This window comes from Vibrio sp. CyArs1, assembly GCF_022432925.1.
Classification (GTDB): domain Bacteria; phylum Pseudomonadota; class Gammaproteobacteria; order Enterobacterales; family Vibrionaceae; genus Vibrio; species Vibrio mediterranei.
This window is the reverse complement of the sequence record NZ_JAKRBO010000001.1, coordinates 1,030,976-1,050,729: the sequence shown is the minus strand read 5'-3', so window position 1 is coordinate 1,050,729 and position 19,754 is coordinate 1,030,976. Positions and strand designations below refer to the sequence as shown.

Here is a 19,754-nt window from a genome sequence, read left to right as displayed (position 1 = left end):
GGAAAAGAGAACAAAGCAATGACAGAAAACGCGATTTTGCCAGATACCCATAAATTCACGGCGTGGACATTTTTGGGACAATTGATAATTAGCGTGTTGATAACTAATTGATTTTAAATTGTTTATAAGGTGGTGTTTAGTAAGACCAAATTATCAATCACCTTAGCCAAAGTGGTTTAGCATGACAAAACAGGTCCAAGCTGGTTTGGTTGAGTTACGGTCCTAATGGGGTAGTACATGGGCAAAAAACAAAAGTGGCGACACAAAAGATGTGTCGCCACTTTGTCGCCATTTATTATTCAGTTGTTAGCTAACTTGTTGATTGTAAATGGCTATTTAAATTAGTTAATCTTACTTAGTGTAAGACTGAGCGATGTTGTCGATACGCTCGTTTGCACGCTCAGCTTCTTCTTGAGCAGCCATTGCGTTTTTGTTACCCATTTGAACTTCGTTCTTCAGTGCTTGCACGTCAGAGCTTAGTTGGCTTACTTGGTTGCTTAGGTCATCCATTTTTGCTGTTGTTGCTTCGTCTGGACCAGATGCACAACCAGCTAGTAGTAGAACTGATGACGCTGCTGCTGCAATTAAAACTTTCTTCATTATAAGCTCCTTCAGGATTTAGTATTTAAAACAGCCCTGCTACTTAATTCATCGCATTGAGGCTATTTTTGAGTTTAGTGCCTAATTTTAAGAACGCAAATTATTTAAAAGTCAGAAAAACCAAAAAATTACGCGATTTTGCGGTTAAACTTCCTCTTTCTTAATTATGAGAATAATTTGGCATAGGATAATGTGATCTCTGTCAAAATTATAACGCGAGAACACGATAAGTCACTGTATCGTCAGATTTTATCTAATGAAAGCAGAATTTGGGCCATATTAAGTGGGACATCTCCTACAATGAAGCAAGGGGACGCAAATTTCTGGGTTACTGACATTGCTGGTTACCATGACAATTATCAGGTATTATGCGCGCTCATTTTTATCTGCACGACCTTTTAGGAGTACACGCATTGCAATTTAAAGAACTTGGCCTTGATAACCGACTACTGAAGAACTTAAGTCATTATGACTTTAAGAAAGCGACTGATATTCAAAAGCAAGCTATTCCAGTAGCTATTGCTGGAAAGGATCTGTTGGCATCTTCGAAGACTGGTTCTGGCAAGACTTTGGCATTTGTATTGCCGATGCTCCATAAAGCACTCAAGAGCAAAGCATTCTCAGCAAGAGATCCTCGAGCTGTTATTCTTGCACCAACACGTGAATTGGCGAAGCAAGTTTATGGCGAACTAAAATCGATGCTTGGTGGCTTATCTTACGATGCCACGCTGATCTTAGGTGGTGAGAACTTTAACGATCAAGTAAAAGCGCTGCGTCGTTACCCAAAATTTATCGTCGCGACACCAGGACGTTTAGCTGACCACCTTGAGCACCGCTCTCTATTCCTTGATGGCTTAGATACTCTCATTCTTGATGAAGCGGATCGCATGCTAGATCTTGGTTTTGCACCAGAGCTGCGTCGTATTCATAACGCGGCTAAACACCGTCGTCGCCAAACGTTGATGTTCTCAGCAACACTTGACCATGCTGAAGTAAATGATATTGCAGCTGAGATGTTAGATGCGCCAAAACGAATTGCAATTGGTGTATCGAATGAAGAGCACAAAGACATTACCCAGAAATTCTATCTATGTGATCACCTTGATCACAAAGAAGCGATTCTAGAACGTATTCTTGAGCAAGCAGAATATAAGCAAGTCATCATCTTTACTGCGACACGTGTCGATACGGAACGTCTTACAAAATGGCTCAATGAGAAGAAGCTTAAAGCAGTCGCATTAAGTGGGAATCTTAATCAGACTCAACGCAACGCGATTATGAGTCAATTTGAGCGTCATGTATTTAAGATCCTAGTGACTACCGATGTGGCGTCGCGTGGTATCGATATTGCGAGCGTAACGCACGTAATTAACTTTGATATGCCAAAACATACGGAAGAATACGTACACCGAGTAGGTCGTACAGGTCGTGCTGGTAACAAGGGCGATGCGGTATCTCTCGTGGGCCCTAAAGATTGGGATAGCTTTAAACGTGTTGAAGCCTTCTTACAACAAGACCTGACTTTCTCTGAGCTAGAAGGGCTTAAAGGTAAGTTCAAAGGCTTTAGACCTAAGAAGCCTGCGTTTAACAAAAAAGCGACTGCTACTAAAGGTAAACCTCAACAGAAGAAAGCGACGACTAAGAAGCCGGCACAACGCGACAAAACGTTCTACAAAAATGTTGCGGTGGGTGATTCGGTCTTTATTCCTAAGAAAAAGCCGAAGCCAGCCGAAGACGCTTAATCAATCATTTCTACTAAAGAGCCTTATCAAGGCTCTTTTTTTAGACTATTCAAACTGAAAACCTCAGTTATATGACAGTCATATAATCGAAATAATTTTGTCGTCATATTTGGTTTTACAGTCAAATCTATCACTAACTTACTGATTTTTTAGTGATCTTATCCCAATTGCTCCTCTCAACGTTTTTGTCATTTGTCATACACCTTTCAACTAAGTGAAACACAACTGTCATATTCGGGCACTAATCTTGTCAGCGTTCAAATGAAACTCGGCAATCAAGCCAATAAAGGAAATTGTGATGAAAAAGACAGTTATCGGTGCAATCGCTCTACTAGGCGCACTAGCAGTGACTCCAGCTTCAGCTAAAGAAACTATCTCTGCGGTAGGTTCTAGCAGCGTAACTCCACTGATGGAAGTTTTCTCTGAAACATATATGAAAGCAAACTCAAATGTTTTCATTGAAGTACAAGGACCAGGTTCTTCTGCGGGTGTACGTGCAGCGAAAGATGGCTCAGCAGACATGGGTATGTCTTCTCGTGCACTAAAAGAAGATGAAAAACAAGCAACGTTAGTAGAAGAAGTTGTTGCTCGCGACGGTATCGCAGTTGTTGTTAACCCAGCGAATGACCTAAAAGGTCTAACGTCTGAGCAAGTAACTGCAATCTACAAAGGCGAAATCAGCAACTGGAAAGAAGTTGGTGGTGCAGACAAGCCTATCGTAGCTATCACTCGTGATACAGCTTCTGGTACACGTGGCGCATTTGAAGACATCATGAGCCTGAAGCAAAAAATCAACGGCATGAAAGTAACGGCTATCTCTCAGCGTGCTCAAGTTGCTAACGGTAACGGTGCACTAAAGACTATGGTAGCAAGCAACCCATACGCAATCGGCTACATCTCTCTAGGTACGGTTGATACTTCTGTACACGCTCTAGAAATCGATGGTACGCCAGCGACTGTAGACAATGTTAAGAACGACTCATACAAAGTAGCTCGTCCTTTCCTAGTGCTTTACCAACAAGGTAAGCCATCTGCTGAAGCTCAGAAGTTCCTTGACTGGATGCTAACTGACGAAGCTCAAGCAATCGTAGAGAAGAAAGGTTACATCTCAGTAAACTAATCTCTACCAGTAAATATTGAATACCTTGCTCAGCCCACCGTTTAGGGCTGAGCCTTTTATATGTCTAACTCGAACTTTCGACGAGTAGAAATTAATTATGACCATCGCAACAAATAGTGAGAAGCTTATGAGTAATGAAGCGACTCAGTCCGTAACTCGTGGCAGCGGCCTTAAGGCTCAAAAACGAGTGGATTGGAAAGAACGAATTTTCCATGGACTTTTCCTTACCAGTGCAATCATCGGTATCGTATCGCTAGCGGTTATTGCTTACTTTATCTTCAAAGAAAGTCTTCCTGCTTTCCAAGCAGTGGGCGTCTCTGGCATTGTTTTAGGCCAAAACTGGCTTCCACCAGCACTTTACGGTGTTGCTACTATGATTGTAGCGTCGGTGGTTTCTACTCTCGGTGCGGTTGTCGTCGGTGTTCCAGTAGGTGTACTAACGGCTATCTTTATCGCAGAAATTGCCCCGAAGCGTTTGGCGGACATTATCCGCCCTGCAGTTGAACTATTGGCAGGCATCCCTTCGGTTGTTTACGGTTTCTTCGGTCTAGTCATCATTGTTCCTTTGATTCAGCAAATCTTTAATGTTCCTGCGGGTAACACGATTCTTGCGGGTATCATTGTGTTGGGTGTGATGATTCTTCCAACGGTAATTACCGTATCTGAAACTTCGATTCGTGCAGTGCCTCGCACCTATAAAGAAGGTTCACTAGCACTTGGTGCTTCAAAGATTTATACCATTTTCAAACTACTTGTACCGGCTGCTCGCTCGGGCATTATGACGGGTGTGATTCTAGGTATTGGTCGCGCACTTGGTGAGACCATGGCAATCATTATGGTCATGGGTAATGCGCCTGCGATGCCGGGAAGTATCCTCGACTCAGCGCGTACTCTAACCGCAAACATTGCGATCGAAATGTCTTACGCAAGTGGTGTTCACGCTAATGCATTGTATGCGACTGGCGTAGTGTTATTAGTGTTTATCATGATGCTAAACGCTGCACTACTTTACCTGAACCGTGAGAAAGCGAAGTAATCATTATGGATACAGTTAAACTAAAAAAAGCGCGCCAAAATAAAGACGCGGTTCTGAATGCATTCGTATGGGCCGCTGCTGCACTTACCGTGGGTTTCTTGTTCTGGATTATTTGGTACATCCTTTCAAATGGTCTTCAACACGTAAGCTGGAGCTTTATTACCGATAACTATACGCGTACTGGCGATGAGCACGGTATCTTCCCGATGATTGTGTCAACCATTTACATGGTTATCGCCTCGATTGCGGTAGCTGCACCGCTAGGCATCATGACCGCAATCTACTTAACGGAGTATGCGAAAGTTGGCAGTAAGTTAGTGAAGGTCATTCGATTCTGTACTGAATCGTTGGCTGGCATTCCGTCGATTATCTTCGGTCTGTTTGGTATGACGTTCTTTGTGGTTATTCTTGGTTTTGGCTTCTCGATTCTTTCCGGTGCATTAACACTGAGTATCTTGATCCTGCCAGTTATTATCCGTACTACAGAAGAAGCATTGATGGCCGTACCACAAACTTATCGTGAAGGTTCGTACGCTCTTGGTTCTTCAAAAATCTACACTATCTGGCGCCTTATTTTGCCAAGCGCAATGCCAGGTATCTTAACTTCGGTCATTCTTAGTATTGGTCGTGTAATTGGTGAGTCTGCCCCAGTGTTCCTAACGGCTGGTATGGTTGCACGTATTCCGGATTCATTAATGGATTCAGGTCGTACACTAACGGTTCACCTTTATAAACTCACAACGGAACTGTTCACAATAGAAGAGTGGAATCAGGCTTATGGCACAGCAACGGTATTGATTGTAGTTGTACTACTTATCAATATGCTGACTAAGCTTATCGCTAGCCGCTTCAATACAGCAACGTACTAACAGAGATTATTGACGTCGAGTGGCAAAGCCAGAACATAAAGAGCCTCGCCACTCCATACATGACGACATTGCACGATAAAGAATTTAGAGATTAAGACTATGAACAAATTTAATATTGAAAACCTAGACCTTTTCTACGGTGAAAACCAAGCACTGAAATCGATCAACCTACCGATTCCAACTCGCCAAGTGACGGCGTTGATTGGTCCTTCTGGCTGCGGCAAATCAACGTTACTACGTTGTCTAAATCGTATGAACGATCTGATCGAAGGTGTGAAAATCACTGGCTCGCTGGAAATGGATGGTACAGACATCTATGGCAATATCGATGTGGCTGACCTTCGCATTAAAGTCGGTATGGTTTTCCAGAAACCAAACCCATTCCCAATGAGTATTTACGAGAATGTGGCGTATGGTCTGCGTGCTCAAGGCATCAAAGATAAGAAGCACATTGATATGGTGGTAGAGCGCTCTTTGCGCGGTGCCGCACTTTGGGATGAGGTGAAAGACCGCCTTAAGTCACATGCATTTGGTTTATCTGGTGGTCAGCAGCAACGTCTGTGTATTGCACGTACTATTGCAATGGAACCAGATGTCATTCTGATGGATGAACCAACGTCGGCACTTGACCCTATTGCGACACATAAAATTGAAGAGTTGATGGAAGAGCTTAAGAAAGACTACACCATCGTTATCGTGACTCACTCAATGCAGCAAGCACGTCGTATCTCAGACCGCACGGCATTTTTCCTAATGGGAGAACTGGTTGAGCATAATGAAACACCGATTATTTTCTCAAACCCAGCGGATGACCGTACTCAAGGTTATGTAAATGGCGACTTCGGTTAATCGCATTTGAACACAATTTCCAGTTATCGCGCGATTCCATTGAATCAAACAATTAGCGAGTGACCCGAATTTACTGGCATATCACTATAACTATAAGCGATGGTACTGTTGCCCCTCTTGTTAGAGGGGCTTTTTTTATTCAACTAAGCGGTAGCGGCGACGCGTAATGGCTTGTCATTTATCGGTAAGTGAATCAGTGCTGCCACAAAGGCAAGGACTACTGTCGACCACCAAATCGGTTCGTAAGAACCATAGTAATCGTAAATTTGACCGCCAGCCCATGCACCTAAAAAGCTTCCCACTTGGTGCGTGAAGAACACCAAGCCGTAAAGAGTAGAAAGATAGCGAGCACCAAAAATCTGACGAACTAAACCTGAAGTAAGTGGTACTGTGCCGAGCCAGCAGAAGCCAATCGCACCACCAAACCACGCCGCTGTGTATTCTGTCACGGGAAGTGAAACGAAAGCAGCAATTACCACTGTTCTAAATAAATAGAGCATCGACATAACATGGCGTTTACTGTACTTGTCACCCATTAGCCCCCAAAAATACGAACCAAAGATATTGAAAATACCGACGTAAGCGAGCGCAAGGGCTGCGCTGTTTGCTGGCAGGCTCTTATCGGCAAGATAACTTGGCAAGTGCGTAGCAATAAACATCACATGAAAGCCACAAACAAAGAAGCCAGCATGAATTAACCAATAACCTTTGTGATGAAATGCTTCTTTTAGTGCTTGTTTTAGCGTTAGCTCGTTGTCTTCAATCGGTGTTTTACCTGCGTTATTTTGACGTGAGGATTTCATAAATAGTGAAAACGCAACCATCAGAGTGCACAACGCAGCAAAACCTTGTAATGCACCTTGCCAACCCATGTCATCCAACATTAATTGAGCACCTGGGATCATGGCAAACATACCGAATGATCCGGCCGCTGTAGTTAAGCCAAATGCTTTTGCGGCGTGTTCCGCCGGCACGACTTTCGCGACTGCTCCTAGAATGATGACGTAGCTTGTCGCGCTCAAACCTAGACCAACAAGCGCACCTAGTGATAGATAAAGAACACTGGCTTCATTCGTTATTGAGGTCAGATAGAGACCTAATGCATAGGCGATAGCACCGATTAAAATAATGCGTTTTGAACCCCATTTATCTGCTGCCATCCCGACAAAGGGTTGGAAAAGGCCAAACAAAAGGTTTTGCAATGCGATCGCAAAACTAAAGAACTCTCGCCCAGTTTCGAAGTGCTCGGAAATAGGCATCATGAAAATACCGAATGACTGTCGTATACCCAAGCTGACAATCAAGATGCCGATACCCAACCAAACTAATGGGGGAAAACGAAAAATACTCATTAATAATTACGCTCTAATGATGGTGATGAGAATGATCCATAGGATCGGTTGGATTCTGTTGGTGGCACCCTGTATGCACTGCCTGTTTTGCAATAAGCTCCAGCAATACAGGAGAGTGGTGCACTGCGGTTAGGGTGATAACCAATAGCAACAACATTCTCACGAGTTGAGCAAAAATGGATTGTGAAAACATGACGCTCAATAGTGGTTTAAAAAGAGCGCGAAGTGTAATGATCTGCTTTGAATGACTCAAATGACATTTTGTGAATTAATCTATGCAAAGCATGCATGTATTCGAGCTCGGTCACGGAGAGTGACAATCTCAAGATGCACCGTGAGTTGAGTTAGGTATATAATCTCGCGGTAAATAGAATGGAAAACAAAAAATGAAGTACGATTGGATCTTGTTTGACGCCGACGAAACCTTGTTCCACTTTGATTCTTTTGGTGGTATGAAACTAATGTTTGAACGTTTTGGCGTAAACTTCTCTCGTGATGATTACGAAGAGTATCAGTTGGTTAATAAACCATTATGGGTTGATTACCAAGACGGAAAAATCACCGCAGAACAACTCAAACATATTCGCTTTGAAGGTTGGGCGACTAAGCTTGGTATCACTCCGCTAGAAATGAACAGTGCATTTTTAGAAGCCATGGCTGATATTTGTACCTTGCTGCCGGGAGCGAAAGAGCTACTCGATGCATTAAATGGTCAAGCTAAACTTGGCATCATCACCAACGGTTTTACGGAATTGCAAGCGATTCGTCTTGAGCGTACTGGATTAAGTGACTACTTCGAGCATGTGGTTATCTCGGAAGAAGTAGGTGTGGCTAAGCCTGACCATGGTATCTTTCAGCACGCCCACCAATTAATGGGCCTCCCGAGTAAATCAAAGATACTGATGGTTGGTGATAACCCTGATTCCGATGTACTCGGTGGGCTTAACTTTGGTATTGAAACCTGTTGGTTAAATACACAAGGTCATCCGCGACCAGAAGGTATTGCACCTCATTACGAAGTAACGTCTCTTGCTGAGTTGAAAAACACCTTGTTTGCCTAAAATCCATTCGCCTTCGTCAACTGCGAAGGCGATTTAATCCCTATCAATATTTGAATATCCGCTTTACCCTTCCTATGTTTTAGAGACAACTAAAGTTTGCCCCATTTATTGCGCCATACCGTACAAGTAGGCGTAGGAGTTACTAGAGCAACGTTTCTTGGCACCCTCGAGTGCCATTCAACACTAACAACGTACTGAATCGGCTAGATTTTAGATAGACGAATAAAGTTGAAGTAACGCAGTAGCTTTATCACACAGGCCACATAAGGAATTGTGTCATGGGTAAATATGTCTCTTCCATACCCTTACTTTGTTTTCTCGGAGCACTCAGTGCTTCTCCTTTCACTCATGCAGATGAACGCTTCAAAGTTGGAGAACAGAAAGCAAAAGTTTGTATGACCTGCCATGGCGCCGATGGCATATCCAGCATTGAATCCTATCCAAATCTTCGGGGTCAAAAAATGGGGTATCTCATGACCTCGCTTCGCAGTTATCAAACTAGAGAACGTTCAGGGGGACTCGCTGTCCTTATGCAGCAGCAAGCTGATGCTTTGAGCGAACAAGACATCTCCGATATTGCCTATTATTACTCTCAACTTGGCTCTGATGATGCTAAACAATAAGGAGAGCTTCTATGGATACGACATCTCCTAACTACAGCACTAAAGTTGTTCGATACTTCATCATCGCCTCGTTGGTTTGGGCTGTGGCGGGCATGACAATTGGCGTTATCTTGGCAGCTCAGCTCTATTGGCCTGCGCTTAACCTTGATTCCGAGTATTTCCAGTTTGGACGACTTAGACCGCTTCATACTTCAGGCGTTATTTACGGCTTCGTGGTCAATATCTTAATGGGGACCTCGCTCTACATTGTTCAACGAACTGGGCAGTGTGAGATTTTCAACAAGAGCCTTGCCTGGATGGTCTTTTGGGGTTGGCAATTAGTGCTGTTGCTTGCACTGATTTCATTGCCTCTTGGTTATACAACTTCAAAAGAATATGCGGAGCTCGAGTGGCCGATTGATATTCTCATTGTTTTAGTGTGGGTGCTTTATGCTGTGCTCTTTTTTGGAACCATAGCGAAAAGGAAAGTTTCTCATATCTTCGTTGCTAACTGGTTCTTTGCAGCATTCATTATTGTTATCGCGATGATATTTATCGTCAATAACCTTGCTATGCCCGCCTCATTAATGAAATCCTATTCTGTCTTCGCAGGTGCGCAGGATGCCATCGTACAGTGGTGGTGGGGACATAATGCCGTTGGTTTCTTGCTGACTGCCGGCATCATTGGCATGAACTACTATTTCATCCCAAAAGTGTCTGAACGTCCGATTTACTCTTATCGTTTGTCGATTATTCATTTCTGGGGCTTGGTCGGGTTTTACACTTGGGCGGGCACTCACCATTTGGTCTACTCTTCTGTACCTGTGTGGGTCCAGAACATCGGTATAGTGATGTCGTTGATCCTCTGGTTACCGTCTTGGGGGGGCGCATTTAACAGTGCCATGACCCTGCTTCAGAACAAACAAAAGCTCAAATCTGACTACATCATGCTGTTCTTCTTCTCAGCCATTCTTTACTACTGCTTGGCGACATTTGAGGGACCCTTACTCGCGATTCGTTGGTTCAACATGGTCGCACACAACACTGAGTGGATTATAGGGCATGTTCACTCAGCGGCTCTTGGATGGGTTGGAATGTCGGGTATAGCGGTATTCTATTATTTCATTCCTCGACTGTGGGGGAAAACAGAATTGTGGTCGCCACGTCTCATCAAGTGGCACTTCTGGCTTGCTCATGCTGGTGTCGCTATCTATGCCATTTCGCTTTGGGTAGCAGGTATAGGTGAGGGTTATATGTGGTTAGCACAAAGCGATAATGGTGAATTGGTATACAGCTTTGTGGAGGCGATGAACTTTAAAGCGCCTTGGTTATTCCTTCGATTCTTTGGCGGTGCGCTGTTTGTGCTTGGTTTGCTGCTTATGGCTGTAAACATATACAAGACCGTCAAAATGCCAACGTCGTTAATCGCAAAGGAGGCTTAACATGAGTGCAGATTTTACCAAGTCAGTCTTCATATTAATTGTCTCTACCATAGTGGTCGCGTCGTTCTCTATTTTAGTATGGGTGCTTCCAAACTTATTGCGAACACCGGAGCTTGTTGCGAACAGCACTGCGAAACCGCTTACGGCGATCCAAGTGGCTGGTCGTGATATCTATATCAGCGAAGGATGCCATGTTTGTCACACTCAAATGGTGAGGCCGCTTGAGCCCGAAATGAAGCGAAACGGAAGGGCTAACCAAGAGCCAGATGACATCTATGAGTTTCCCAACTTATGGGGCTCGAAGCGCACGGGACCTGATTTGACTAATCTCGGGCGAAAATACTCTGACCAGTGGCACTTAATACATCTAATAGACCCTCGTAGAGTTGTGCCAACTTCCATTATGCCTGCTTACCCTTGGTTGTTCGAACAGGTTCTGACGGGAGATGACATCACAGAGAAAATGGAAACCCTTAGATTCTTAGGTGTTCCCTATACTGATGATGAAATTGCCAATGCTCGACTGCAAGTGAGAGGAAAAACAAAAGGTGAAGCACTGATTCACTACCTTCAAAGTTTGGGTGTGGACACTGCAGAGGAGGATGGACAATGAGTCATTTTTGGAGCCTTTGGGCTGCTGTCGGCACTGTTGTATTTTTCATCCTAATGGTGCTGGTGGTCGTTAAGTACTGGCGCAACAATCACAAAGCTGACAAAGACAGAGTATTAGATACCTTTGATGGCATTGATGAGAACGATGCGCCGCCACCAAAATTGTTGTTTGTTTCGTATTTTGTTGCATTTACCATCTCTGTTGGTTACCTGATCTTGTATCCTGGAGTCGGCAGTTGGAAAGGGCTAATGGATTACGACCAAGCTAACGATAAACTGAGTAGTCCAAATACCACACTAGCGCAGCAGTTTTCCGGACTTACTGATGACTCGTTATTGGCCTTAGCGAATGAGCCAAATATAGTGAAATCCGGACGTATGCTGTTTCAGACTCATTGTGCTGCGTGTCATCGTGACAATGCGCAAGGTGCGAAACACTTTCCAAATCTTATCGATAATGAGTGGCTGTATGGTGGATCGGATGCTGCAATTATCCACTCTATAGAGTTAGGTCGAAATGGAGCAATGCCAGGGTGGATTGATGTATTGCGACCGGATGAAATCTCCAAAATATCGTATTACTTAGCTTCTCTAAATCAACGTCATACCGACGTGCCTGAAATCAAAGTCCAATTAGGGAAAGAGCTGTTTAAACAAAATTGTGCTTCGTGTCATGGGGATGGCAGTGTTCCCAATATCGAACAAGGCGTGCCTGATCTCGCTGACAACATCTGGTTACATGGTGGCAGTATTGAGGAGATTCAGCACTCTATTCGTGCAGGCCTAAACAATGTTATGCCAGCCTTTGGACAGCAGCTTTCTCAAAATGAAATACTAGCTATTGGTGCATACATAACTAAAGCGCGGTTGGACAACAATTCTCGACTTGCCAAGCTTGATGCGTCGTCAGTGGAGCGTGGGGAGTATCTCGCACATGCAGGTGATTGCGTCGCCTGCCATAGTGCTGAGGGGGGAGAACCGTTTGCTGGTGGTCTGCCATTCGTTACACCTTTCGGCACTATTTATTCGACCAACATAACACCCCACGTTTCAGAAGGCATAGGTAGTTACGACTACGAAGACTTCCGTGCAGCGTTGGTCGATGGCAAAGGTCAACATGGCTACTTGTATCCCGCGATGCCATTTACCTCCTACCAGTACGTTAATGAGCAGGATATGCGCGATCTGTGGGAATACATGCAGTCCATTGCGTCGGTTGCTCGTAAAAACGATCCCAATAAGATGATGTTTCCTTCAAATATCCGACTTGGTTTACTTGGTTGGGACATTGTATTTGCGGATAGAACGCCAATTGACTACCAAGTACCTGATGAGCTTAAAGATAAAGTAGATGATGTAGATAAATGGCAGCTTGGCAAATATTGGGTAGCGGGATTAGGACACTGTTCCGAATGTCATACACCAAGGAACATCGCTCAAGCGCTTGAAAACGACAGGATCTTCCAGGGCAATTTAATCGATGGTTGGAATGCTCCAAATATTACTGCTACTGAGCTATACGTTGACGGTTGGGATATTCAAAGTCTGACAGACTTCCTTCATACCGGTCACTCCTCGAAAGGGACGGCATTTGCAGGTATGGCAGATGTGATCAAAAACAGTCTGAGTCTTATGACTCGCGAAGACATTGAGTCCATGTCTTACTATCTGTTGAGCGGCGACACTAACAATTTCATTGATGAGAATGCGGTGCAGTTACAACCAACGGGCTTTGATGAGGCGGCCTACGCTGCGGAGATCTATACCATTTACAACCAAACATGTGGAGCATGTCATGGGGAAGATGGTAAGGGGCGTGATCCTATTGCTCCAACGCTACTTAACAACGGCATCATTATGCACAGTGATCCATTCAACACGATTGCAGTAACGATTCGCGGACTTCAGCCAACGTACATTGATAAGGACAGAAACTTTATGCCTATGGCAAGTTTCGAGGACGTATTATCGGATACACGATTAGCAGAATTGATCACCTTCGTGAGGTCATATTTAGGCGCTAGAGAAGACGTTGTTACTGCAAATGATGTGAAAGAAGTGCGTGAAATGCTGGAAAAAGCCGGATATTCGGGTGGTCTTCATGTCACCCCAGATATGTATGATGAGCGTGATGGTAATATCAATGTAAACTAAGATGTGCATTTGGATTTATATATCGTCTGCACATTTTGGTTAATTAACCAGCGGTTTGCTATAAAACTTGTTCAGTATTTAGTACGATGTGTTGAAACGTCATCTAGGTGGCGACTTCATCACGTTTGGTTCGAGTTATATCATCATGTCTTCAAAACAAATCCCATCCCTACAACAATTTATTGATGCTTTAGACGATCATGTGTGGGTGAAGGATTCGGATAGGAAGTACATCGCCGTCAACAAAAGCGTAGAATCCGCATGGAACCTTCCTCGTTCGGAGATTTTTGGTAAGACTGACTTTGAGCTCTTCTCGAAAAGTCGCTCAGAGCACTACCAAAAAGCCGATGATAGAGTCATAGACTTTGGTGCCCAAGAGACGGTGGAAGAGTGCGCCAGCCGTGACGCATATGGTCATGATGTCTGGCTAGAAACCATCAAGTCACCAATTCAGCAACCAGATGGTGAGCTAATTGGTGTCATAGGTATGACGAGAAACGTCACCCGTCGTAAACAAGTCGAAGTCAGACTGTCGATCACATCAGAAATATTCAATAACTTTCAAGAAGGTATGATGATTACCGACCAAAATGGCAAGATTTTGGATGTAAACAGCGCTTTCTCAGAAGTCACGGGCTATCAAGCTATTGAAGTGATCGGTAAAAACCCTAGATTCCTACAATCGGGTCACCATGACGATAAATTCTACCAAAACCTCTGGCAACAACTCTCAGAAACGGGTCTTTGGAAAGGCGAGTTTATTAACCGCAAAAAAGACGGCAGCATTTATCCTCAAATGGCGACGATTAGTACCATCAATGACGATGGCAATTCGCTTTTGCATTACATCTGCGTATTTGAGGACATCTCAAAGCAGAAAGCACATGAAGAAAAACTGCGCAAAATGGCATTCTTCGACCCTCTAACCAATCTACCGAATCGTTCTCACCTAACGAGTATATTAGAGCAAAGCATTGAAGGTGGTCAGCGCCATAGCGAGCAATTTGCCACACTATTTTTAGATTTGGACCACTTCAAGCACATTAACGATAGTAAGGGGCACTTGTATGGCGATAGATTATTGTCGCAAGTAGCAGATCGATTGACGGATGTTCTTCACCACAGAGCAAGCATCGGACGTATTGGCGGCGATGAATTTGTGATTATTCTGACTGATTATGACAGTGAAGCGCAGTTGTTGGACACAATCGACGAAACGCTTGGTGTGTTTAATCGTCCTTTTGAGTTAGATTCGCAAGAATCGCTACGAGTGTCTGGGAGCATTGGTGTGGCATTGTACCCGCAAGATGGCCAAAACAGCGAAACCTTACTCAAAAACGCGGACACTGCCATGTATTTAGCGAAGAAAAATGGTCGCAATGGCTATGCGTTTTATTCTCCAGACTTAACCTACAGTTCGGTTCTTCATGTACGTGTGCAGTCTGCGCTGCATGATGCAGTTGAGAAGCAACAATTGTCGCTTGTTTACCAGCCCCAATATGATCTAGCGAATAATACGTTGATAGGCGTAGAGGCTTTGTTGCGTTGGAATCATCCTGAATTAGGAGTGATTGCACCTGCTCAATTTATCCCTATTGCGGAGAAAACGGGGCTAATACAGCGAATTGGTGCTTGGGTAATTCGTGAAGCATGTGAACAAGGACGCCGTTGGCTCGACCAAGGTATCGAGTTCGGCAAAATTGCGGTTAATGTCTCTGGGTTACAGCTGCAACATCCTAACTTTGTCACCAAGCTCAAACAAAAACTGTTAGACACCAACTTTCCAGCTGAACGATTGGAGATCGAAATCACTGAAAGCTTTTTACTTATTGATCATCAACTTGCGGTTGATACTCTGAACCAAATCAGAGAATTGGGGATTGAGATTTCGCTTGATGATTTTGGAACCGGGTATTCGTCGTTGTCGTATTTAAAAGGATTACCGATCAGCAAACTAAAGATCGACCGTTCGTTTATTTGCGATGTTCCTGATGAAAATGACAGCAACGCTATTGTGCAGGCGATCATTGTCATGGGGGAAACGCTTTCTCTAAAAATCGTGGCAGAAGGTGTTGAGAATGGGGACCAAGTTGAATACTTGCGCTCTCATGGTTGTGAATATGGTCAGGGCTACGTGTTTAGTAAACCAGTAACCGCTGACCAATTAGCTATGCTTTTTGTTTGATTTAGCTTTCAGCTTCGGTAAGTTCGGCTTCGTTTTGAGGCTGATGCTTATCAGCAGCTGCTAGCATCTTACGAATAGCAATGGATGCAGTGAAGGCTACTGCTACCATTACTACCGCAAGTATAGTAAGTAGTGAGAAGTAGTCGCCATATACTGTCTTAACAAACTCTTGAGTGATTTCTTGGCCTTTTTCCGCTGCGATAGAGGTCGAGAACACTGCGCCCACAATCCCAGATAGTGCAATCGCCACTGAGAATAAACTCACGGAGAAGTTCTCAATATGTTTCGGTGCTACAGACAGAATAAATGCCACAACCAGTGAACCGACAATCACTTCGGCAAAGGCTTGGAAGAAGTGGATAACTAAGAAAATTTCAGGTCGAATGATGACGCTCTCGCCGATGTTTTTCACGGCTAGCGCCAGAATACCAAACGCAATGGCAGTCAGAATGAAAGAGAAACCAATTTTGGTTGCTGTAGTGAAGTGGATGTTACGCTTCTCTAAGCTTGAGAAGGTTGCTGCAATCACTGGGCCTGCAACAATACACCATAATGGGTTCATTGACATTGATGCTTCTGGTGCGATTGGAATGATACCGAACAGGTCACCACGCATAGTATTGATGGTTACCATGGTCATCGATGTCATCATTTGGCCATAGTAGACAAAGAATGCAGTAGTCAGAACCGTTACGATTAAAATAGTGCCCATACGCAGCGCGTCCGCTTTTTCTGCTTTGAACATCAGAGAAATGAAATAGCCGATTGCCGCCAAACCAATGGCATAAACAATGTTCTTGCCGATGTCCATATTAGAGAACATAAAGAACACCATTCCAACCATGGCGATAGAAGTGATACCGAATTTAATCCAGTTTGCGTTAGAGACAGATGCTTGGTCGATATCTGCACCGACGCCCTGAAGTTGTTTACGGAACGTCATCAACGTGAATAGCGCCGCGAACGCCAAGATACCAGAAAGCATGAAACTGCCATAAAAACCAATAACGAGCACGAACATTGGGAATAGGTATTGGCCTAGTAAAGCGCCGATGTTGTTTACTGAGTAGTTAACCGGGTATCCGTTTTCAAAGTCTTCTTGGCTTTTGAACGTACGCTTGTAAAGGCTAGGATAAGAAGGGGACATTAAGCCACGTCCATAACTCGCTAAAGCAATACCAGCTAGACTTAAAGGGATGTTAACAGTAGATGCACCAATGACAAGCAACACGTAACCACAGGTAAATCCGAAATAAGCAATCGTCAATGAGCGGTACGCGCCTAAGAATTTGTCGGCAATAAAGCCACCTGCGATAGCGAATAGAGGACCGATTGATGAAAACGCACCCACCACCATCATAGTGTCCGCTTCACTGTAATCGAGATTTTCTAGAAAAAACCTCGTGAGAATGACCATCACCCCATAAAATGAAAGGCCAAACATCATTTGGCAGAACATCATGGATTTGTTTAGTTTATTCCACATAATTTTATCCTTAGTATTTATTAGGAAGTGGTTTAAATATCCAGATAAATGTTAACAGACAAAATTTGTTACATGTTGATCTCTACTCCTATTGTGTGGCTTTTACACACGACATTTTCTAATCGTTCGGGTGAGAAATTGTTATCGAATATCTTGTAGGCAAAAGAAAAGGGCATACGATGATGCCCTTGATGATGCCTATAAATTGAGTCTATTTCAGATTAAGACGCTTCATTAAACGATGCAGATTTCCCGGGTTAACGCTTAATTGTTTTGCCGTGGCACTTAGATTCTGATTATTATCCAAAAAGGCCTTTTGGACATATTGAGTTTGGAACTCATCGACAGCATCTTTGAGCGAGGCGGATGTGCTCAAAGTACGTGTTGTATGGCCAGAAGAAGAGAAGTGCGGCTCCTTCTCACGCTGGTGTTGCTCTGATTGAACATCTAGTGTGATGTGTTGCGCTAATATAGAAACATGCGACGAGGTACTTTGTGCTTTAGCAATGACAGCGCCTCGGTTAATAGCATGTTCAAGTTCCCGCACATTCCCTGGCCAGTCGTACGCCTGTAATTTGGAAATTGCCCCATCGCTTAGACTGATGCTAGATACCTTTAGCTTGTGTTGGCATCGCTCGGCGAAAAAACCAGATAATAAAACAATATCCCCCTCGCGCTCTTTCAGTAGAGGGACAAAGATAGGGAAAACGCTGAGTCGATGGTAAAGGTCTGCTCGAAAGCGGCCTGCTTTCACTTCTTCGTGCATGACACGGTTAGTAGCGGCAATGATTCTGACATCTACTTTGATATTTCGATCGTCGCCGACTCTTTGAATATCCCCGTATTGCAACGCTCGTAATAGCTTCGCTTGCAATCCGAGAGACAACTCACCAATTTCATCCAAAAACAACGTTCCCTTGTTAGCCAATTCAAACTTGCCCTTGCGATTGCTGATAGCGCCGGTAAATGAGCCTTTGATGTGCCCAAATAGCTCACTTTCTGCGACGGACTCTGGCAGTGCAGCACAGTTGAGATAAACCAAAGCTTCGTCCTTGCGAGAGGATTGTGAATAGATAGACTGTGCTACCAACTCCTTACCTGTTCCTGTTTCTCCAATAATCAATACCGACAGATCGGTATCCGCAACCGCTGAAATCTCTTGTTTTAATGCACCCATAGGTCGTGACTGACCAATAATATCTGCTGCATCCTGACGGGCCAGTTTAGTAGAGCTGGAGGACTCTGAAATTCCTCCAGAACGCTCGAGCTTTTCTACTAACAAAGCGGTATGAAGACTGTTGGCAGCTAAGGCACTTAGTATCCTAAGATCTTTGTCTGCGGTCGTATCAAATTGAGTTGGATTGAAAGCATCAATGGTGATCGCCCCGATGAGATTATCTTGTAGTAAAAGTGGGAGACCGACACAAGAATGAACTTCTAGATTGCCTTCATGGTTTGGGATAAGTCCATCATAGGGATCGGCGAGATCACTGTTTGCAGGGAAACGAACAATGTCTCCTGCTCTCGCAATTGCTTCAAATCGAGGATGATTGTCTATTTCAAAACGGCGGCCTAATACATCCGCACTCAGTCCATCAGTAGCCAAGGGAACAAAAGACTTACCATCAAACTTGAGTAGTGCCGCTGCGTCACACTGAAGAACTTGGCGAATGGTGGAAAGTAAACGATCAAAGCGATCTTGTTCTGAAATACCGGATGTGATGTCTAGGGCAATCTGCAACCATGCCGAACGAAATTGGCTCATAACGAAGCTCCATTACCAGTGCTAATTTTGTCACTATAACAAATTATTTATCATAATGACCAAGTTTAAGGATTATCAAATAAACAAAGTAAGATATGAAAGATGAGTGTTTAGTTATCTGATAAGCCTTATTCATAAATGTATTCAGGTAGTTAGCAAAAATAGTGCTTGTTTCTGTCTCCATGGCACGCGATATGCTTAATATTAGTAAAGATAATCATTATTATTTAAGCGTAGAGGTGAGGTCGTTATGACACAATTACACTTAGACAGTCCTTTGCAAGAGGCGAATGCAGAGTGGTATCAAATTACCAGCCTTGAAGTCACACCAAGAGCTGTTTCAAACCGAACATCGTCGTGGCTAGCTACACTGCTATCACGTTTTCTAACATTCTAATTTTACTGATAAAAGTATTGGAGACTTCCATGAGCCATTTAAGAATTCCTTCACATTGGACCATTCAACGTTCTACTCCATTTTTCACCTCAGACACTGTGCCACAGGCGTTACTCACCCATCACAATACTGCAAAGGGTGTGTTTGGACAGTTATGTGTTATGGAAGGTACAGTCACCTACTATGGGTTTGCGGATGAAAATGCGGTAGAGCCAGAAACAAAAGTTGTCATTCATGCAGGACAATTTGCTACCAGCCCCCCACAATACTGGCATCGCATCGAAATAAGTGACGATGCTCAGTTTAATATTAATTTCTGGTCTGAGAGTGATAAGCAAGGCCAAAAAATGTTCCACGCTAAGTCGTAATCATCATGCACTAAACACGATGATCGAAAAATCAATGAATTAGGCCTCCAGGCCATCTTGGCTCCTCATACAGGAGCCTTTTTTCTATCTTGTATTTTGTCATATAAACAATTT

General features: G+C 43.7%; 18 protein-coding genes. 13 read left to right on the top strand and 5 right to left on the bottom strand.

Going from position 1 to position 19,754, the window contains the following annotated elements; all coding sequences use genetic code 11:
• Positions 1-351 precede the first annotated feature (351 nt).
• A complete protein-coding gene (locus MMA19_RS04900) occupies positions 352-600 on the bottom strand; it encodes an Lpp/OprI family alanine-zipper lipoprotein (RefSeq protein WP_006069318.1) in 249 nt (82 codons plus the stop codon).
• A gap of 413 nt (positions 601-1,013) precedes the next feature.
• On the opposite strand from MMA19_RS04900, the gene MMA19_RS04895 reads away from it, so the two are divergent.
• The 5 genes from MMA19_RS04895 (at position 1,014) to pstB (ending at position 6,216) form a co-directional block, all read left to right on the top strand.
• Positions 1,014-2,342 carry a DEAD/DEAH box helicase gene (locus tag MMA19_RS04895; protein WP_006069317.1) on the top strand — a complete coding sequence of 443 codons (1,329 nt, stop codon included), beginning with the start codon at positions 1,014-1,016 and terminating at the stop codon, positions 2,340-2,342.
• A 298-nt stretch (positions 2,343-2,640) separates the two neighbouring features.
• On the top strand, positions 2,641-3,462 hold the full coding sequence (locus MMA19_RS04890) for a phosphate ABC transporter substrate-binding protein (RefSeq protein ID WP_006069316.1): 822 nt from the start codon (positions 2,641-2,643) through the stop codon (positions 3,460-3,462).
• 97 nt (positions 3,463-3,559) lie between these two features.
• Complete coding sequence (gene pstC, locus MMA19_RS04885; protein WP_006069315.1) at positions 3,560-4,498, top strand: phosphate ABC transporter permease subunit PstC; 939 nt, start codon at positions 3,560-3,562, stop codon at positions 4,496-4,498.
• A gap of 5 nt (positions 4,499-4,503) precedes the next feature.
• Positions 4,504-5,367: a phosphate ABC transporter permease PstA gene (pstA, locus tag MMA19_RS04880; protein WP_006069314.1), complete on the top strand. Its 864-nt coding sequence runs from the start codon at positions 4,504-4,506 to the stop codon at positions 5,365-5,367.
• Positions 5,368-5,466: 99 nt separating this feature from the next.
• Entirely contained in the window at positions 5,467-6,216 is a 750-nt protein-coding gene (gene pstB / locus MMA19_RS04875; RefSeq protein WP_006069313.1) for a phosphate ABC transporter ATP-binding protein PstB, read from the top strand.
• Positions 6,217-6,359: 143 nt separating this feature from the next.
• On the opposite strand, the gene MMA19_RS04870 is transcribed toward pstB, so the two are convergent.
• Both MMA19_RS04870 and MMA19_RS04865 read right to left on the bottom strand, forming a co-directional pair.
• Positions 6,360-7,568 carry an MFS transporter gene (locus MMA19_RS04870; protein WP_240205637.1) on the bottom strand — a complete coding sequence of 403 codons (1,209 nt, stop codon included), beginning with the start codon at positions 7,566-7,568 and terminating at the stop codon, positions 6,360-6,362.
• 13 nt (positions 7,569-7,581) lie between these two features.
• A complete protein-coding gene (locus tag MMA19_RS04865; protein ID WP_081836405.1) occupies positions 7,582-7,761 on the bottom strand; it encodes a hypothetical protein in 180 nt (59 codons plus the stop codon).
• 193 nt (positions 7,762-7,954) lie between these two features.
• Between MMA19_RS04865 and yjjG the strand changes: the two genes are divergently transcribed.
• From yjjG to MMA19_RS04835, 6 genes are all read left to right on the top strand, one after another.
• Positions 7,955-8,629 (top strand): pyrimidine 5'-nucleotidase, encoded by a 675-nt coding sequence (gene yjjG / locus MMA19_RS04860; RefSeq protein WP_006069311.1) that lies wholly within the window; start codon positions 7,955-7,957, stop codon positions 8,627-8,629.
• 278 nt (positions 8,630-8,907) lie between these two features.
• Complete coding sequence (locus MMA19_RS04855; RefSeq protein ID WP_006069310.1) at positions 8,908-9,252, top strand: c-type cytochrome; 345 nt, start codon at positions 8,908-8,910, stop codon at positions 9,250-9,252.
• Between the two features lie 11 nt (positions 9,253-9,263).
• Positions 9,264-10,673, top strand: coding sequence for a cytochrome-c oxidase, cbb3-type subunit I (gene ccoN, locus MMA19_RS04850; RefSeq protein WP_006069309.1), 1,410 nt, complete (start codon positions 9,264-9,266; stop codon positions 10,671-10,673).
• 1 nt (position 10,674) lies between these two features.
• On the top strand, positions 10,675-11,286 hold the full coding sequence (locus tag MMA19_RS04845; protein ID WP_006069308.1) for a cbb3-type cytochrome c oxidase subunit II: 612 nt from the start codon (positions 10,675-10,677) through the stop codon (positions 11,284-11,286).
• Positions 11,283-13,439, top strand: coding sequence for a cytochrome c (locus MMA19_RS04840; protein WP_240205636.1), 2,157 nt, complete (start codon positions 11,283-11,285; stop codon positions 13,437-13,439). The genes MMA19_RS04845 and MMA19_RS04840 overlap by 4 nt, the downstream gene beginning before the upstream one ends.
• Positions 13,440-13,584: 145 nt before the next feature.
• Positions 13,585-15,624, top strand: a complete 2,040-nt coding sequence (locus tag MMA19_RS04835; protein WP_240205843.1) for a bifunctional diguanylate cyclase/phosphodiesterase — start codon at positions 13,585-13,587, stop codon at positions 15,622-15,624.
• A 1-nt stretch (position 15,625) separates the two neighbouring features.
• Here the strand turns inward: MMA19_RS04835 and MMA19_RS04830 are convergent, their stop codons facing one another.
• Complete coding sequence (locus MMA19_RS04830; RefSeq protein ID WP_006069305.1) at positions 15,626-17,110, bottom strand: peptide MFS transporter; 1,485 nt, start codon at positions 17,108-17,110, stop codon at positions 15,626-15,628.
• A 211-nt stretch (positions 17,111-17,321) separates the two neighbouring features.
• Complete coding sequence (gene norR, locus MMA19_RS04825; RefSeq protein WP_240205635.1) at positions 17,322-18,875, bottom strand: nitric oxide reductase transcriptional regulator NorR; 1,554 nt, start codon at positions 18,873-18,875, stop codon at positions 17,322-17,324.
• A gap of 250 nt (positions 18,876-19,125) precedes the next feature.
• Here norR and MMA19_RS04820 point away from each other — a divergent pair, with 250 nt between their 5' ends.
• Both MMA19_RS04820 and MMA19_RS04815 read left to right on the top strand, forming a co-directional pair.
• Entirely contained in the window at positions 19,126-19,272 is a 147-nt protein-coding gene (locus MMA19_RS04820) for a hypothetical protein (RefSeq protein ID WP_164491498.1), read from the top strand.
• 29 nt (positions 19,273-19,301) lie between these two features.
• Positions 19,302-19,640: a DUF1971 domain-containing protein gene (locus tag MMA19_RS04815; protein WP_006069303.1), complete on the top strand. Its 339-nt coding sequence runs from the start codon at positions 19,302-19,304 to the stop codon at positions 19,638-19,640.
• Positions 19,641-19,754 lie beyond the last annotated feature (114 nt).

Excerpts from the sequence above, each read along its gene's own strand:
- norR (WP_240205635.1), bottom strand. The coding sequence starts at position 18,875 with ATGAGCCAATTTCGTTCGGCATGGTTGCAGATTGCCCTAGACATCACA.
- pstA (WP_006069314.1), top strand. The coding sequence starts at position 4,504 with ATGGATACAGTTAAACTAAAAAAAGCGCGCCAAAATAAAGACGCGGTT.
- MMA19_RS04890 (WP_006069316.1), top strand. The coding sequence starts at position 2,641 with ATGAAAAAGACAGTTATCGGTGCAATCGCTCTACTAGGCGCACTAGCA.
- MMA19_RS04815 (WP_006069303.1), top strand. The coding sequence starts at position 19,302 with ATGAGCCATTTAAGAATTCCTTCACATTGGACCATTCAACGTTCTACT.
- MMA19_RS04820 (WP_164491498.1), top strand. The coding sequence starts at position 19,126 with ATGACACAATTACACTTAGACAGTCCTTTGCAAGAGGCGAATGCAGAG.
- MMA19_RS04845 (WP_006069308.1), top strand. The coding sequence starts at position 10,675 with ATGAGTGCAGATTTTACCAAGTCAGTCTTCATATTAATTGTCTCTACC.
- MMA19_RS04840 (WP_240205636.1), top strand. The coding sequence starts at position 11,283 with ATGAGTCATTTTTGGAGCCTTTGGGCTGCTGTCGGCACTGTTGTATTT.
- pstC (WP_006069315.1), top strand. The coding sequence starts at position 3,560 with ATGACCATCGCAACAAATAGTGAGAAGCTTATGAGTAATGAAGCGACT.
- MMA19_RS04855 (WP_006069310.1), top strand. The coding sequence starts at position 8,908 with ATGGGTAAATATGTCTCTTCCATACCCTTACTTTGTTTTCTCGGAGCA.
- MMA19_RS04830 (WP_006069305.1), bottom strand. The coding sequence starts at position 17,110 with ATGTGGAATAAACTAAACAAATCCATGATGTTCTGCCAAATGATGTTT.
- ccoN (WP_006069309.1), top strand. The coding sequence starts at position 9,264 with ATGGATACGACATCTCCTAACTACAGCACTAAAGTTGTTCGATACTTC.
- pstB (WP_006069313.1), top strand. The coding sequence starts at position 5,467 with ATGAACAAATTTAATATTGAAAACCTAGACCTTTTCTACGGTGAAAAC.
- MMA19_RS04865 (WP_081836405.1), bottom strand. The coding sequence starts at position 7,761 with ATGTTTTCACAATCCATTTTTGCTCAACTCGTGAGAATGTTGTTGCTA.
- MMA19_RS04900 (WP_006069318.1), bottom strand. The coding sequence starts at position 600 with ATGAAGAAAGTTTTAATTGCAGCAGCAGCGTCATCAGTTCTACTACTA.
- yjjG (WP_006069311.1), top strand. The coding sequence starts at position 7,955 with ATGAAGTACGATTGGATCTTGTTTGACGCCGACGAAACCTTGTTCCAC.
- MMA19_RS04870 (WP_240205637.1), bottom strand. The coding sequence starts at position 7,568 with ATGAGTATTTTTCGTTTTCCCCCATTAGTTTGGTTGGGTATCGGCATC.
- MMA19_RS04835 (WP_240205843.1), top strand. The coding sequence starts at position 13,585 with ATGTCTTCAAAACAAATCCCATCCCTACAACAATTTATTGATGCTTTA.